The 15,817-nt window shown below is 53.5% G+C and carries 11 protein-coding genes; 8 read left to right on the top strand and 3 right to left on the bottom strand.

Features of this window, described 5'->3' with window-relative positions; all coding sequences use genetic code 11:
- Positions 1-168: 168 nt before the first annotated feature.
- Positions 169-339, bottom strand: coding sequence for a hypothetical protein (locus NP589_RS02500; RefSeq protein WP_256605533.1), 171 nt, complete (start codon positions 337-339; stop codon positions 169-171).
- Positions 340-526: 187 nt separating this feature from the next.
- Positions 527-856, bottom strand: coding sequence for a hypothetical protein (locus NP589_RS02495; RefSeq protein WP_256605532.1), 330 nt, complete (start codon positions 854-856; stop codon positions 527-529).
- 196 nt (positions 857-1,052) lie between these two features.
- Between NP589_RS02495 and NP589_RS02490 the strand changes: the two genes are divergently transcribed.
- From NP589_RS02490 to NP589_RS02470, 5 genes are all read left to right on the top strand, one after another.
- Complete coding sequence (locus NP589_RS02490; protein ID WP_256605531.1) at positions 1,053-5,747, top strand: MG2 domain-containing protein; 4,695 nt, start codon at positions 1,053-1,055, stop codon at positions 5,745-5,747.
- A gap of 127 nt (positions 5,748-5,874) precedes the next feature.
- A complete protein-coding gene (locus NP589_RS02485; protein WP_256605530.1) occupies positions 5,875-6,501 on the top strand; it encodes a DUF6438 domain-containing protein in 627 nt (208 codons plus the stop codon).
- A gap of 194 nt (positions 6,502-6,695) precedes the next feature.
- Positions 6,696-7,232 carry an REP-associated tyrosine transposase gene (locus tag NP589_RS02480; protein WP_256605529.1) on the top strand — a complete coding sequence of 179 codons (537 nt, stop codon included), beginning with the start codon at positions 6,696-6,698 and terminating at the stop codon, positions 7,230-7,232.
- A 197-nt stretch (positions 7,233-7,429) separates the two neighbouring features.
- Complete coding sequence (locus NP589_RS02475; protein ID WP_256605528.1) at positions 7,430-8,680, top strand: dicarboxylate/amino acid:cation symporter; 1,251 nt, start codon at positions 7,430-7,432, stop codon at positions 8,678-8,680.
- A gap of 253 nt (positions 8,681-8,933) precedes the next feature.
- Positions 8,934-10,166: a PepSY-associated TM helix domain-containing protein gene (locus NP589_RS02470; RefSeq protein WP_256605527.1), complete on the top strand. Its 1,233-nt coding sequence runs from the start codon at positions 8,934-8,936 to the stop codon at positions 10,164-10,166.
- Here NP589_RS02470 and NP589_RS02465 read toward each other — a convergent pair.
- Positions 10,163-10,768, bottom strand: a complete 606-nt coding sequence (locus NP589_RS02465; protein WP_256605526.1) for a Uma2 family endonuclease — start codon at positions 10,766-10,768, stop codon at positions 10,163-10,165. The genes NP589_RS02470 and NP589_RS02465 overlap by 4 nt on opposite strands.
- Positions 10,769-10,934: 166 nt before the next feature.
- Between NP589_RS02465 and polA the strand changes: the two genes are divergently transcribed.
- The 3 genes from polA (at position 10,935) to NP589_RS02450 (ending at position 15,637) form a co-directional block, all read left to right on the top strand.
- Positions 10,935-13,712, top strand: coding sequence for a DNA polymerase I (polA, locus tag NP589_RS02460; protein ID WP_256605525.1), 2,778 nt, complete (start codon positions 10,935-10,937; stop codon positions 13,710-13,712).
- Positions 13,713-13,734: 22 nt separating this feature from the next.
- Positions 13,735-14,634 carry an MBL fold metallo-hydrolase gene (locus tag NP589_RS02455; RefSeq protein ID WP_256605524.1) on the top strand — a complete coding sequence of 300 codons (900 nt, stop codon included), beginning with the start codon at positions 13,735-13,737 and terminating at the stop codon, positions 14,632-14,634.
- Between the two features lie 466 nt (positions 14,635-15,100).
- On the top strand, positions 15,101-15,637 hold the full coding sequence (locus NP589_RS02450) for an REP-associated tyrosine transposase (RefSeq protein ID WP_256605523.1): 537 nt from the start codon (positions 15,101-15,103) through the stop codon (positions 15,635-15,637).
- Positions 15,638-15,817 lie beyond the last annotated feature (180 nt).

The raw sequence follows: 15,817 nt of genomic DNA, 5'->3' as shown, positions 1-15,817 counted from the left end.
CAAAAGCTTCGGTGCTCGGCGCGGCATACGGGACAAATACATCACCCTTTTCAGAGCCCTGGATTTAAAAACCGGACAATAATAAAAAATTTACTAATTGCATATTTTGATTTTCATGCTATTCCGAATTCATATTTTAGCTTTCATTATTTGTACATGTACACTGAGCTATGCGGCTTTATTTTGGTCAGATTTATTCCTTTTTTCGAAAACATTTCGTCCTCCCGAATGGACTAATTTTTTTTCTTTCCCTATTGACGTTCCAAAATATGCTGCATTTTTATGCCTAATACCTTTGGTATTGACATCTACTACTCTAAAGTCGGCTTGTATATCCACTGGCATTTCCCTCGTTATTGTTCCGATAGCGGCACTAATAAAATATGCTCTTGACCCAAAACATCAAGATGAGTCGTTAATACCAAATCTAATTTTTCATTACTTTTGGGTTATTGGTTATGACTGTCTCATTCCTGTTATTTTGTTGCTCGCTATTCGAGCTTTATTATTTAAAGAAAAGTAGGCTCTAGATGAGAAATGCTTTCATCAAAACAAATCCAGTTTTGGCAAAAAACTTAATTCCCAAAACAGGCACTTTAAAAAGAATTTGCCAAATATCGGCAGGGTTACCCCCGTATGCCGCGCCGAGCACCGGAGCTTTTGTCGAGAATAGCCCGTTAGGGGAGCGGCAGGGATGCCGCTCGTTTTCGGAGGGGCTGGGAAGCCCCTTCCGAAAACCCTCGGCAAAAGCTTCGGCGCGCAGGAAACAAGCGGCATCCGGGGCGCCTTTTCTTTGGATACTTTCTTTTGGCGATGCAAAAGAAAGTATCTCGGCTGTCGGGCCGAGACCCGACACCAAAACATCCGTCGCGACAGCGACACCAATTCCAAACAGCCTGATAGCAATCTTCAGTCACCTAATTCTGCTAACGGCATTACTAATACCAATAAGCGCCACCGCTGGCAGCCCATTCTACCTAACCGCCGAACGCAGCTTCACCAACACCGAAGCTCCCAACATCCGCCTGGATTACACCCTCACCGACCAGCCGATGCTGATCCGGGTGTTGAAAGCCAATAACTTGGAAAGCTTCCTGGACGGCCAGTTCAACGTCAGCCGCAGTTACGAGCAGCCGGTCAGCGAACTGAATCCCGGCCATTATTTCGCCAAGGGTCTGAACAACGCGCAATCGCCGTTAAAGCTATTGCGCGGCATGCTGGATGTCGAGTTTCGCAAATCCTTGAAAGAAACCAACTTCAGCGGTTCGGTACTGACCGTGACCGAAAAGCCACTGGTGGCGGTGCCGCAGCAGGTTTTGGTCGCAGCACCTAAGGGTTTTACCGTGGTGAGAGAGAGCTATCTGGATTTGCTGCGCAACGGCCAGCAAACCCACGACTTGGGCTGGTGGTTTAACGAAGATAACTGGAGCGAGCATCGCTACAAAGTCCGCCAAGTGGCGCTCGATCCGCTGCCGGATGGCATTTATTTGCTGCAAGCGGTGCAAGGCAAGAATGAAGCGCAGTGTTTGATTCAGGTCAGCAGCTTGGCGGTACAGGTCAAGCAATCCAGCGAGCAGTTGTTGGTGCGGGCGATGAACCGCGATTTACAGCCCTTGGCCGGCGCCAAAGTCAGTTACCGCGATGGCCGTGGCCATTGGCAAACCTTGCCTGCCAGCACCAACGCCGCCGGAGAACTGAGCTTTAACAATCCGGATGGGGTGCTGGACGGCAAATTACTGGTGCGGGTGGATGCGCCGGCGGCCAAACCGGGTGAAGCGGCGCGCACCGCGCTGACCGCCACCGACTTCCTGCCGACGCAGGCCAAGGACGACGCGGTATTTGTGATGACCGACCGGCCGATCTTCAAGCCCGGCGAGACTTTTTTCTACAAAGGCATCGTGCGCAATTTGCAGGACGGCCAGTTGCGGATTCCAGATTTTCAATCCAAACAAACCGATGTCTCACTGATTCGCGCCGACGGCAACGCCACCGGTTTGCAAGGTCAAACCCAGCTCAGCGATTTTGGCTCGTTTTCAGGCAGTTTCGATCTCGATCCCAGCCAGACGCCGGGTTTGTATCGCTTGCTGGCAGAGATCGACCACAAAGCCTACGGCGGCGAGTTCCGGGTACGCGATTACATCAAACCGACGTTTTACCTGGAATGGCTGGATCGCAGTCCGGTGGTGCAAGCAGGTCAACCGTTTAAACTAAAATTCCGCGCCAAACGCTACAGCGGCGGCGTGCCGCAGAACGTCAAATTCGAAGTATTTTTGTACCGGAAAAAGTTCGAAGCGCCGCAATTTGTCACCGAAGCTGGCGCCGGTTTGTCTGCCGGCAACGATTATTTCGGTCAGGTCAAATCCGCCGCGCCGTTGACGCAACCGCAGCGGCTATATAGCTCTATCGAAGAACGCCAGGCTGTTGATGCCAGCAACCCCTGGGAAACCGCCGCTAAGCTGGATGAAAGCGGCGACGGCAGTTTCGAGTTTACCGTGCCGGCCGCCGACCAGGAAAAGCCTGATCAGGAATGGATTTATTCTTTAATGGTACGGGCCCAGGATGTGGCGGGCGGCAATGCGATTTTGACCGACAGCATCTACGCCACCTTGTCCGAAGCGCAACCGGCAGTGCGTTTTAACAAAACCGTGGCGGCGGTCGGTGATCAGGATTTGCAACTGCTGCTGCAATCCAGTTACGCCGACGGCAAACCAGCAGCCAAGGCCGGCGGCGTGGTCGATGTAATGCTGGAACAACCCGGCAGCGGCAAGCGCAGTTTGGTGAAGCTGGATTTTGTCACCGACGAGCGCGGTCAGCAAAAGCTGACCATTCCGGCCTTGAAAGAATTTGGCCGGCTGACTGCCGTGGCGCGTTTGGAAAATCTGGATGGCCGTAACTTAAACCATCCGGCCAACTCCCAACCCAGTACCTTAATCGTGGCCGGCAACGGCGGCGAAGCGGTAGCGGATAATCCGGAATTGGAACTGTACACGCCCACCACCATCCTTAGCCCCGGCGAACAAGCCAAGGTGTTTGCCTTATTACCCAAGGCCTGGGGCAATAATGAGAGCGGCGCGATTTGGGAGACCGTGGCTGGCGCGCGTTTGTTTGACAGCCGCAGCGCGCAAGCTCAAGGCCGAAGCCGCTGGTTTGAAGTGACCGCCAAACCCGAATATGGCACTGGCTTTTACCACACCGTGACCGTGCCGGTGGCCGGCGGCAAGTACAAGGAGCAGACGCTGGGTTTTAGAATCGTGCCTTGGGAGAAGCGTTTGCAGATTGCCATCGAGCCGGAAAAAGCCGAAACCGAGCCGCTGAAACCGACCAAAATCAAGCTGCAAGTCAAGCGCGCGGACGGCAGCCCGGCAGCGAATACCGAAATCGCGGTGTCCATCGTCGACCGCGCCGTGTATGCGGTGCAGGCCGAATTCCGTCCCGGCATTTTCGACTTTTTCTATCCGCTGCAACGCAGCAATTTAGCGACCTTCTATTCCGACGATCTGCAAGGCTACGGTTACGCCGATTTGCTGCGTAAACCCAATTTCTCGCTCAGCGCTTTGAAAAGCCAAAGCAAATTGGCGAAAAAAGCCATGCGCGATACCGCCGGTTGGTTTCCGCACGTGATTACCGATGCCAAAGGCAATGCCACTATCGACGTAGACATGCCGGCCAACGTGACTGAATGGCTGGTCACAGCGGTCGCCAGCGACAAGGACGGCCGTATCGGCGAAACCACCGGCCAATTCCGTAGCGTCACCGACGTGGCGGTGGACATGGTCGGGCCGCAGTTTTTGCGGCAGGGCGACGAAGTGGACGTGGCAGTGAAACTGACCAATCACTTGGCCCAGCCGGTGAAACTGACCGGCAACATCAGTTTGCCGGACGTTTTGCCTTTGCAAAGCGGCGAAACAGAACCGCAAGCTGAACTGGCGGCTAAAGCCGAGCAATTGTGGCCGTTACGCTTGAGTGCCAACGACCGGCAAGGTGCGCCAGGGCTGAAAGTGGCTTTGACCGCGCCGGCTGGGGTACGGGTCGGCGGCGCCGAGGAATTCGAAATTCCGTTAAAAGCCGCCGCGCTGCCACAGGTTTATAGCAGCAGCCAGCAGGACAATCTGCTACGTCTTGATTTGCCCGCGCAATCTCAGCCTCGGCAAGTAACAGTGCGGGTCAATTCCGGTCTGCTGGGAGCTGCGCTGCAAGCGGCGTCTATGCTGGTGCAATATCCTTATGGTTGCACCGAGCAACTGGCGCATAGCACCGTGCCGAATCTGGTGTTACTGGATTTGATCGAGCGCGCCGGTCTGAAACCCGAGCAATTAGGGCCGTTGGAAAAGACTCTGCAACGCGCCAAGCAAAACGCGGCATTGGGTGTGCGTAAACTGATTCAAAACCAGAAAGCCGATGGCGGTTTTGTCTTGTGGTCCAGCGACAGCCAAGCCACCGTGCCGGTGACTTTGATTGCGCTGCAGGCCTTGAAATACGCCAACGATTTGCAACTAGAAGGCTTGAATAACGCCTATTTCAAAGGCATGGATTGGCTGAACAATCACGCCGAAGGCGGTGCCGTTGTGGATGGGTTTGTGTTGAGCGGCTTTGCGACGGTCGGTTATGCCTATAACGCGCCGTGGCAGCAGCAGGCCGATTTTGTCGAAAAAGTGCTTGCTGACGCTAAGGCTGGCGCGGGTGATTTGATCGCCGCAGTGCGTATCGTCAAGGCTTACGAAAATCAAAACTGGCATAGCTTTAATCAACAGTTTAAAGATCGGCCGCAGTTGAAAAACGATTTGGTCAAACGCTTGCAACTGGCGCTGGATGCTTTGGATCCGGCCGCATATCAGCAACAGCTCAGCGAGTTGTATAACAGCTTGGGCTTTGGTTTTGGAGTGCCGAGTTTGATTTCGGCTGGCCTGGGTACCTTAAACGATGCCCAAGCCTTACCGCCAGCCTTGGAAGCCAAGCTGAAACGCGGGTTATTGCAAGCCCAGCAAAACGGCTACTGGCAATCGACTTACGATACCGCGCTGGTGATTTTCAACAGCCGGGAATTGCTCAGCAAGGAAGCGGCGGCAGCGGCCAAGCAGAACGCCCGCAGCATTTCGGTTAGCAGCAAGGACGGCTTCACGATGGGTGCGTTGCAACGCATCCCCGGCGGTTATCTAGGCAACTTCAACCGGTTTGGCGATAGCCCGGACCTCAGCGAAATTCATCTCGTCGAGTTGAATGCCGACGAAATCGCCAGCGCCACAGTCGCTGTCGACGTGCCCTATTCAGCCGTCGCCGCCCGCGCCGCCGGTTTGGAGGTGCAACGCAGCTTCCGCCGCATCACCGCCAAGGGCAGCGAGTTGATCGATATGAGCGAGGCCTTGAAACCCGGTGATGTGGTGGTCAGCGAAGTGCGCGTCAAACGCAGCGCCGACGCTGGCAGGCCGACACCCGGCAGCGAGTTTGTGGTCATCGAAGACGGCATCCCCAGCTTGGCGGAAGGTCAGGAAAACGACGAAACCTACCTGGCCGACGCCAAAATCCAGCCCAAGGACGACAGTTACTGGGCCAACATCAAGGAAACCCAACGCTACCCGGACCGGATCATCCGCGTCGCCAAGTTACAAGCTGGCGGCGAACTGACCTTGTATCAGGTTTGGCGCGTCGCTAGAGTCGGTAGCGCGTCGATTCCGCCAGCTAGCGGGTTTGATATGTATAACGAGGCGGTGCAGGGGAATAGTTTGGCGGGGCGGGTGAGTGTTAAGTAGGGCGGATACCGTTACGCGAGCCGCAGGTCTCATTCTGCGGACCCGCTAGCGGGTTTCGTTTTAAAAGTTGTACTGAGTTCATAGCGATGTAACCCTTTGGCTTGGGATTGACATAACCGAGATTAACATGAATTTGAATACAACATTACGGACAGTAATAAGATGCGATGCCTGCTGGTTATTGCGCCTTACGGTTATTTGGATGTTGTCGATTGGAAGTTGCCCCGCAAAATCTCCCCCTAGATTGATTTTTGACAAGCACGGCGTCCAAAGTGCTGCGTGGCTTAATTATCAAATCGAGCTCTATGCGGATGGAACATTGCATTATCACGGCATTGACGATGTCAATGTTATCGGTGACCGCTATGGCAAGATAAAACCTAAAAAGGTGCAATATCTGGTCGATCTCTATCAAAAACTATATCAAAAACGCCAGCAAGCACTTTCCGAGTTTATGGCGCGCTACGACAACCGGCATAATTTAAGCCAAGATGAACAATATCATCTGGAACGGTATAAAAGAGACTATATCGACGATAGGGATTGGGCTACCTCCATAATCTATAATAATGGCAATGAAACTAGCAAAATCGCACCTGTAGCGGTTCATCTTGATGAGTTTCTAGGCATTCTCAACGACATGATTAATCTGGAGCGCTGGATATGTTTTCCAAAATCCCATCCTAGGCGTAAATACTGCCCAGTTTTAAACCACTCCTCCAATTATCAATTACTAATGGATTATATTAAATGACTACGAATTATCAACGTGATAAGCCGCACTCATAGGGTGCAATAGGCGTTAGCCGTATTGCACCGAGTGTTGGCCTTCGAATTGGTGCAATACGCTAACGCTATTGCACCCTATACTATCCGACCGGGTAATATAAAAGCGTAATATTCTGTAACCCTATATCTTTTACATCTTGCGTCGGATATGGATCGCTTATGTCCAACTATCGCCGTTACCGTATTCCTGGCGGGACTTATTTTTTTACCGTCAATCTGCTGGAACGTCATTCCAACGACCTGCTGGTTCGGCATATCGATACGCTTCGAGAGGTTGTTAAGCATACCCGTAAACGTTGGCCGTTTCACATCGATGCCTGGGTGGTTTTGCCGGATCATTTGCATTGCGTTTGGACACTACCTGAAGGCGACGAGGATAACGCTAACCGTTGGCGAGTCATCAAACAAGCATTTTCCAAAGCTTTGCCCGCCACGGAAAAGCGGTCCGCCTCTCGAATTACCCGAGGCGAACGAGGCATTTGGCAACGTCGATTTTGGGAGCATATGATCACCAATGAAGCCGATTATGCGGCCCATATCGATTATTGCCACATCAATCCGCTAAAACATGGTTTGGTTAAACATGTTAACGATTGGCCGTATTCGACATTTCATCATTACGTGGCGCTTGGGCTATATCCAAGCGATTGGTCGAGTGACTCGGGTTTCCTGGGCGTCGATGAAGAATGGCATTAAGCCCTTAATTAAATAGGGTGCAATAGCGATAGCGTATTGCACCGATTCGAAGGCTAACGCTTGGTACAATACGGCTATCGCCTATTGCACCGTATGCATTATCAAACGATGAATAAGGCCCGACCGCGATAAATCAAGCAAAATCCCCGTAAAACCCCTAAGATCGAACCATTCCGGTTAACCACTTCCCAACCCCCATGAAAAACCACCACCGATTGCTACTTAGCTTGGTACTAGGCGCTTGCGCCGGGTTGATATGCCATGGTTTTGCCGACAACGATGCGTTGCAAATTTTTAACCAATACTTGATGGGGCCCATCGGCCAGATCTTTCTGCGGCTGATTTTCATGATCGTGGTGCCGATGGTGATGAGCGGTTTGATGCTGGGGGTGTATCAACTCAGCAATCATCACGGTTTGGCGCGGGTCGCCCAGCGTACTTTGTTTTTTACCCTATTGGCCAGTTCGGCGTCGGTAGCGGTGGGGATTTCGCTGGTCAACTTGGCGCAGCCGGGCGTGGGGCTGGATATTTCGCAGATGTTGGGTGATAACGGTGGTGTGAATAAAATTCAGCAAAACGTCGCTCAAGCCAAGCCGGTGGTGCAATCCTTGTTGGAGATCATTCCCAAGAACCCCTTCGCCAGCGCCACCCAGGCGTTGGAAGGCGAGATGCTGTCATTGATGTTTTTTTCGTTGGCCTTCGGCGCGGCGTTGGCGGCGACTATTGGCGACAAGCCGTCGCGCTGGGTGGAATTATTGGAAGAAACCTATGCCGCTTGCCTATTGGTAGTTGATACTGCAATGAAGCTGGCGCCGATTGCGGTGTTTGCGCTGGTGTTTCAATCGACTTTCAAGTTTGGGCATCACATTTTGTTTTCCTTGGGTTTTTACGTGCTGGTGGTGGTGACAGGTCTCCTGCTACAACAAGTCGTGGTGTACAGCATGCTGCTACGCTTCTTTACCCGCATCAAACCGCTGAGTTTTTTTCGGCAATGCCGGGATGTTTATCTCTACGCCTTCGCCACCGCGTCGTCGAATGCCACCTTGCCGCGCTCGCTGGAACTGGCGGAGCAGGAGTTGAAACTCAGGCCTGAGGTAGCGCGCTTCGTGTTGACGATAGGCTCCACCGCGAATCAGAACGGCACCGCATTGTTCGAAGGCATTACCGTGCTGTTTCTGGCCCAGGTCTATGGCGTGGATTTGTCTTTGGCGCAGCAAGTGCAAATAGTGTTGATGTCTATCCTGGCCGGTATCGGCACCGCCGGCGTACCAGGCGGCTCGCTGCCGTTGATCATGATTTTGACCCAACAGGTCGGGATTCCGCCCGAAGGCATGGGCTTGATTTTGGGTGTGGACCGCTTTCTGGATATGTGCCGCACCACTTTAAATGTTAGCGGCGATTTGGTTATCGCGGCTTTGGTCGATGAGCCGGAACCGGAACGCGCGTAGACAGGATTATTACCCGGCCTTTAGATATCCTCGCTCCCGCGAAGGCAGGGCTCAGCGGCTGCACTGGATTCGCTGCGCGGTCTAACGAATCCCCCCTTAGCGGGAATGACGAATCCAGGAAATTTAAGAGCCGGGTTAATAAGTAATCTTAGAAGCTCCTTTTGCAATTTACGGTGGGGTTTTTGCTTGCTTCATACGTCTTACATCATGACGGCAACGATTGCCGCATGATATTGGATATCCTGGAGCCGCTATGAAAATTCGACCCTTTTGGGTAGTTGTGCATCGTTACGCCGGGCTGGCGATGACGGTGTTTTTGATCATCGTCGGTTTGACCGGCAGCCTGTTGGCGTTTTACAGCGAATTGGAAAAGTTAGTCAGCCCGCAGTTATTCGCGCCTGTATCCGCTTCGGCGCGCTTGAGTCCGCCTTTGCTAAAAGCCAAGGCCGAATTGTTGGTGCCGCAGGGTAATGTTGTTTCAATATGGCTGGAACACGATGCCGCGCATCTCGATGTGGTGCCTCTTACCAATGCGGCCAACGGTAAGCCTTACGAACTCGGCTTCACCCAGCTGATTCTTAATCCCTACACCGGCGAAGAACTGGGTCGCCGCACTTGGGGCGCGATTTCCGAAGGCTGGATCAACCTGATGCCCTTTGTCTACAAGTTGCATTATGCCCTGGCGCTGGATGAAATCGGCGGCTGGATTTTAGGCATTACCGCGCTGGTGTGGACGTTGGATTGTTTTGTGGGTTTTTATCTGACGCTGCCGGCAGCGAAAAAAACCAAAACTGTCGCGGTTGCCGGCGAAACGCGTTCGTATTGGCAACGCTGGGCGCCGGCCTGGCGAATTAAATGGCAGGGTTCGAGCTATCGAATCAACTTCGATCTGCATCGGGCCGGCGGCTTGTGGCTGTGGGCCATGTTGTTGGTGTTTGCCTGGTCCAGTGTGTATATGAATCTATCCGATACGGTTTATGCGCCGGTCACACGGGCGGTATTCACCGATTATCACGAACCCTGGATCGACTTTCCCGATCTGGATAAACCGCTTGAGCAACCGCCTGTCGCTTGGGCAGATGCTTACCGCATCGCCGTCAATCTGATGGACCAAGCGGCCAAGCGACAGGGCTTCGCCATCGAAGCGCAACTGGGGTTTCGTTACAATCCGGCTAAGGGCTTTTACGTGTATACCGTGCGCAGTAGTGCGGACGTCGAGGAAAAGCACGGCAGCACCCGAATGGTCATCGATGCCAATTCCGGCACTCAGAAATTGCTGATACTGCCCACCGGCCAATATGCCGGCAATACCGTCACCAGCTGGCTGGCGGCCTTGCACATGGCCGATGTGTTCGGCATGCCGTATCGAATTTTCGTCTGCGTACTGGGTTTGGCGATCGTGATGCTATCGGTGACCGGTGTCGTGATCTGGCTGAAAAAACGCCGGGCCAGACTGCACAGCGCGGCTTTGCGGGAAGGAGGTTAAGAGGCCGTTTGCAAGGCTTCTTGCTGTTTTTGCTGTAAGAAACTCAGGACGTCTTCGTTGTCGACGCGCTCGTAAATGTCTTCAACGGCGATACTGATACCTAAAGACTCAAAGTTAATCCGGTCACCCAGATAATAGTAAAACGATTGCCAGTTGTGCGCACGGCTAAACAGTTGAATCTCGCCTTTGTCCTGTTCTATCAGTACATATTCTTGCAAGCTTGGGATGTTCTGGCAGCGCAGGCGCTTGGCCGATTGATCGAATTTGCGGGTGGTTTTGGACAGTACCTCGATAACGATAGTAGGTGCGGTTTTATAGTACGAATCCAGGTTATCCTCGTTGCAAACCACCATCACATCGGGATAGAAAAAATCGTCGGCCACGCGAAGCTTCATATCGGACATAAAGGTGCGGCAAGGCGAGCCTTTCAGGTTTATTTTAAGCTCACTGAAAATATTGCCCGAGAGCAAATTGTGGTTTTCGCTGGCGCCAGCCATTGCATAAGCCTCTCCATCGATTAACTGATGCTTAATGTCGGACTCTAGTTCTCCCTGAAGATATTCTTCCGGACTAATGTGGCGGTGGGTTTGCGGTAATACCATGACTGAACTCACGAGGAAATCGGGTTGAAAGCAGTGGAGTTCCAACATAGTCGATTGCCGGCATGCCAGTCAAGCGTCCGCGCCGCCGACTGGTAATATCGCACTTGCAGCCATTAGCTTGGCCCTGTATCGTTGCGACAACCCTACTGTTGCTTGTTGACTCTACATGTCCGATTCCGCCCCAAACAAATTGATCCTGGTCGACGGCTCGTCGTTTCTGTTTCGCGCCTTCCACGCGGTACCACCGCTGACCAATGCCCAGGGCGAGCCGACCAATGCGGTCTATGGCGTGTCGAACATGCTGCGCAAACTAATCAACGACTACAACACGCCCTATATCACCGTGGTGTTCGATGCGCCGGGCAAGACCTTCCGTCACGATTTATACGATCAATATAAAGCCCATCGACCGCCGATGCCGGACGATTTGCGGGTGCAGATTGCGCCCTTGCACGACTTGATCCGCTCCTTGGGTTTGCCGCTGATTATCGAACACGGCGTGGAAGCGGACGACGTGCTGGGCAGCCTAGCGCAAAATGCGGCTCGGCAAGGTTTTGAGGTGATTATCTCCACCGGCGACAAGGATATGGCGCAGTTGGTGAACGAGCAAATTACGCTGGAAAACACTATGACCAACACCCGTATGGATATTCAGGGTGTGCAGGACAAGTTCGGCGTGATGCCGGAGCAAATCATCGATTATCTGGCGCTGATGGGCGATGCGGTGGACAACATCCCCGGCGTGCCGAAAGTCGGCCCGAAAACTGCCGCCAAGTGGTTGCAGGAATACGGCACCCTGGACAATCTGATCGCCCGCGCCGACGAGATTAAAGGCAAGATCGGCGATAACTTGCGCGAGGCCTTAGACCAGTTACCGCTGTCGCGCGAGCTGACCACCATCAAATGCGACGTGGCTTTGCATTACAGTCTGGAGGACTTGAAACGCAGGGAGCCGGACATGGCTGCGTTGAAAAATCAATTGGGCCATTTGGGTTTTAGCAGCTGGCTAAAAACCTTGAATGGCGATGGCTCAACCCCCTCTCCAGCGGGAGAGGGGGCGGGGAGGGGGAATCAAAGTAGCCCACCCTCATTTCAGCCTTTACCCGCGAAGGAGGACGGGCCGGAGGTTGCGCTGGCTAGGGATTACCAAACCATCCTCACCCAAACCGATTTCGCTGCCTGGCTGAAAAAACTCCGGCAAGCCGAATTGTTTGCCTTCGACACCGAAACTACCAGCCTGAATTACAGCGACGCACAAATCGTCGGTGTGTCGTTTGCGGTCGATGCCGGCCAGGCCGCTTACTTGCCGGTGGCGCACGACTATCCGGATGCGCCAGCTCAGTTGGATAGGCAAACTGTGTTGGATGCTTTGAAACCCTTATTGGAAGACCCGAATAAGCCCAAGCTGGGCCAAAACCTGAAATACGATGCCCACGTACTGGTCAATCACGGCATCGCCTTACGCGGTATCCAACACGACACCATGCTGGAATCCTATGTGTTGAACAGCACCGCTACCAAACACAATATGGACGATCTGGCCAAGCATTACTTGGGCGTGGACACCATTCATTTTGAAGACGTGGCCGGCAAAGGCGTCAAACAGATCGGCTTTGCCGAAGTGGCTATCGAACAAGCCAGCGAATACGCCGCCGAGGATGCCGACATCACCCTGCGTCTGCATCAAACGCTGTCCGCGCAATTGCAACAGCACCCCAGCTTGTGGGCCTTGTATAACGAGATCGAAGTGCCGCTGATTAGCGTATTGGCGCGCATCGAGGAAAACGGCGTGCTGATCGACAGCGCGATGCTGGCCCAACAAAGCCTGGAGTTGGCGAACCGGATGATAGGCATAGAGCAGCAAGCGCACGATCTGGCCGGCTCGGCGTTCAATCTCGGTTCACCCAAGCAGATTCAGGAAATCTTGTACGACCGTTTGAACCTGCCTGTATTGAAAAAAACCCCAAAAGGCCAGCCCTCCACCGACGAATCGGTGTTGCAGGAACTGGCTGTGGATTACGCCTTGCCCAAGCTGATTCTGGATTTTCGCAGCATGAGCAAACTCAAATCCACGTATACCGACAAACTGCCGCAACAGGTCAACGACCGCACCGGTCGGGTACACACCTCTTATCATCAGGCCGTGGCCGCGACCGGACGCTTGTCGTCGTCTGATCCCAACCTGCAAAACATCCCGATTCGTAGCGAAGAGGGCCGCAAGATCCGCCAGGCCTTCATCGCACCGCCCGGCTATAAAATCGTCGCCGCCGACTATTCGCAGATCGAACTGCGAATCATGGCTCACCTATCCGGCGATGCCGGTTTGCTGGCGGCGTTTTCGCAAGGCGTGGATGTACACAGCGCCACCGCGGCGGAAGTGTTTGAAGTGGAACTGGACCAAGTCACCCACGATTTGCGCCGCTCGGCCAAGGCCATCAATTTTGGTCTGATCTACGGCATGTCGGCGTTTGGCCTAGCGCAGCAGTTGGGCTTGCCGCGTAACCAGGCTCAGGCTTATATCGATCTGTACTTCAGCCGTTACCCCGGCGTAAAACAATATATGGATAACACCCGGGAACTGGCTAAGCAGCAAGGCTATGTGGAAACCATCTTCGGTCGCCGTCTTTATCTGCCGGAAATCAATTCTCGCAACGCGGCCATGCGCCAATACGCCGAGCGTACCGCCATCAACGCGCCGATGCAAGGCACCGCCGCCGACATCATCAAGCGGGCGATGCTGGCTTGCGATGCCTGGATAGGCGCGGACAACCCGGATGTGAAAATGATCATGCAAGTGCACGACGAATTGGTGTTCGAAGTCGCCGAAACGCGCTTGGCGGAACATATGGAAACCATCCGCGGCATTATGTCCGGCGCCGCTGAACTGCACGTGCCTTTACTGGTAGAAGTCGGCAGCGGCGAGAATTGGGACGAAGCACATTGAGCGTAGCCGAGGCTGTTAGCGTATGAAGTTCAAGTTCTGGGGCGTGCGCGGCTCGATCGCCACGCCGGGGCCAAGCACTGTTAAATATGGCGGCAACACTACCTGCATCGAAGTGACCAGCAGTGCCGGCGATTTAATCATTCTGGATGCCGGCACCGGTATCCACGCGCTGGCTCAGAGCTTGCAAAAACACCCGCTGACCGCGCACATCCTGATTACCCATACCCATTGGGACCATATCCAAGGCTTGCCGTTTTTCCTGCCGATGTTCAAGGCCGGCAATATCATCAATATCTACGGCGGCCTGGAGCCTTTGACTCATCAAGGCATAGAGCGGGCCATGCATGTGCAGCTGCAACACAGCTATTTTCCGATCAGCGAAGCACAGCTAAAAGCCGAGGTGCGCTACTTCACGCTGAAAGCCGGAGCATCTATTACCGTAGGCAGCGTGCGGGTGACACCGACGGTGCTGAATCACCCGGTATATAACTTTGGCTATCGCCTCGACGACGTCGACGGCAGTTCCCTGTTTTTTACCGGCGATTACGAACCGCAACTCAACCCTTATCAGCCGGACCATCCGGGCTACCCGGCCATGCAGGAACTGATCGAGCAAAAACACGAGGAAGTGATTGCGGCGATGGCCGGTGTCGATGCCTTGATCATGGACAGCTCCTATACCGACGCCGAATACGCCAACCGGCATGGTTGGGGGCATGGCACGTATCGTTCGGCGATGAATTTCGCGGCACAGGCCGGGGCTAAAAGATTGTTTTTGACGCATCATGAGCCGACGCGGAGTGATGCTGATTTGGAGGCGGTTTTTGAATCGCTGTTGCAGGCTGGTGAGAGTGATGTTTGGGTTGGTTTGGCTCGGGAGGGGGAGGAGTTTGAGTTGTTGGACTTTGGGGCTTCTGACTAAGTTAGTTCTGACTTTGTTTTTGTGTCGCTGGCGCGACGGTTGGTTTTAATGTCGGTTCGCGGACCGACAACCGCGATACTTTCGTTACGAAAACCATCCCTGGTTTTCGCCTTTCGGGCCAGCCTATCGGCTGTTCAAATTCGCTCCAGGCGAATTTGTGCTCCGCCAAAAGAAAGTATCCAAAGAAAAGGCGGCCCGAATGCCGCTTATTCCCTGCGCTCCTCGCTTTTGAACGGGGTAGCCGAAAGGGGCTTCCTGCCCCTTCGGCAACGCGCCGCATCCCTGCATCGCCCCTAACGGGCTAATCCGTTCAAAAGCTCCGGTGCTCGGCGCGGCATACGGGAGAAAGCCGTCCCCTGGTTTGAAGGTCGTTTAGCCTTTTCCTCATTCCCACGCGCCGCGTGGGAATGCAGACTTGCCGCGCCAGCGGTAACATACGACCAAGCTATCAAACGAGGTCAAGCCCATGGGTCGTAGCCGTTACCGCATTCTCCAATCCCAACATCCGCATTTCATAACCTGCACCGTACTGAACTGGATACCGTTATTCACCCGTCCGGCTACCGTGCAAATCGTGCTGGATGCCTTGCTATACCGCCAACAACAGCACAATTGGCGAATCTACGGCTATGTCATTCTGGAAAACCATTTGCACTTGCTGGTACAAGCTGATGATTTACCCAATCAATTGGCTCACTTCAAGTCTTACACCGCACGCCAGTTGATCGACTATCTGCAAGCCATTAATGCCGAGCGCTTGTTAAAGCAATTGAACTGGTTCCGCAAAGCGCATAAAACTGATCGGGATTACCAGTTGTGGGAAGAAGGTAGTCACCCGCAGGTGATCGATAACCCCGAGGTCTTGCGGCAGAAACTGGATTATATCCACCTGAATCCGGTCAAACGTGGTTATGTCGATTTACCGGAGCATTGGCGCTATTCGAGTGCCCGGAATTACGCGGAGCAAGAAGGATTGTTGCCGGTTTATCGGGATTGGTTTTAGCTGACCGCGGCGCGGCTGGTTTGCATTCCCACGCGGCGCGTGGGAACGAGATGAAATTTAGCTGGAAGAGGACTATATTTAGTGGGAATACAAACTTTGTAATGCTAAATAAAGGTTTCATTCGCTTCGAAAATGAGCTTTTCGCCAAGCTGCTAAAGTCTTCGCTCCCTATCAATTGGG

Source organism: Methylomonas rosea (assembly GCF_024505055.1).
GTDB classification, from domain to species: Bacteria; Pseudomonadota; Gammaproteobacteria; order Methylococcales; family Methylomonadaceae; genus Methylomonas; species Methylomonas rosea.
This window is presented reverse-complemented; position numbering and strand designations above follow the sequence as displayed.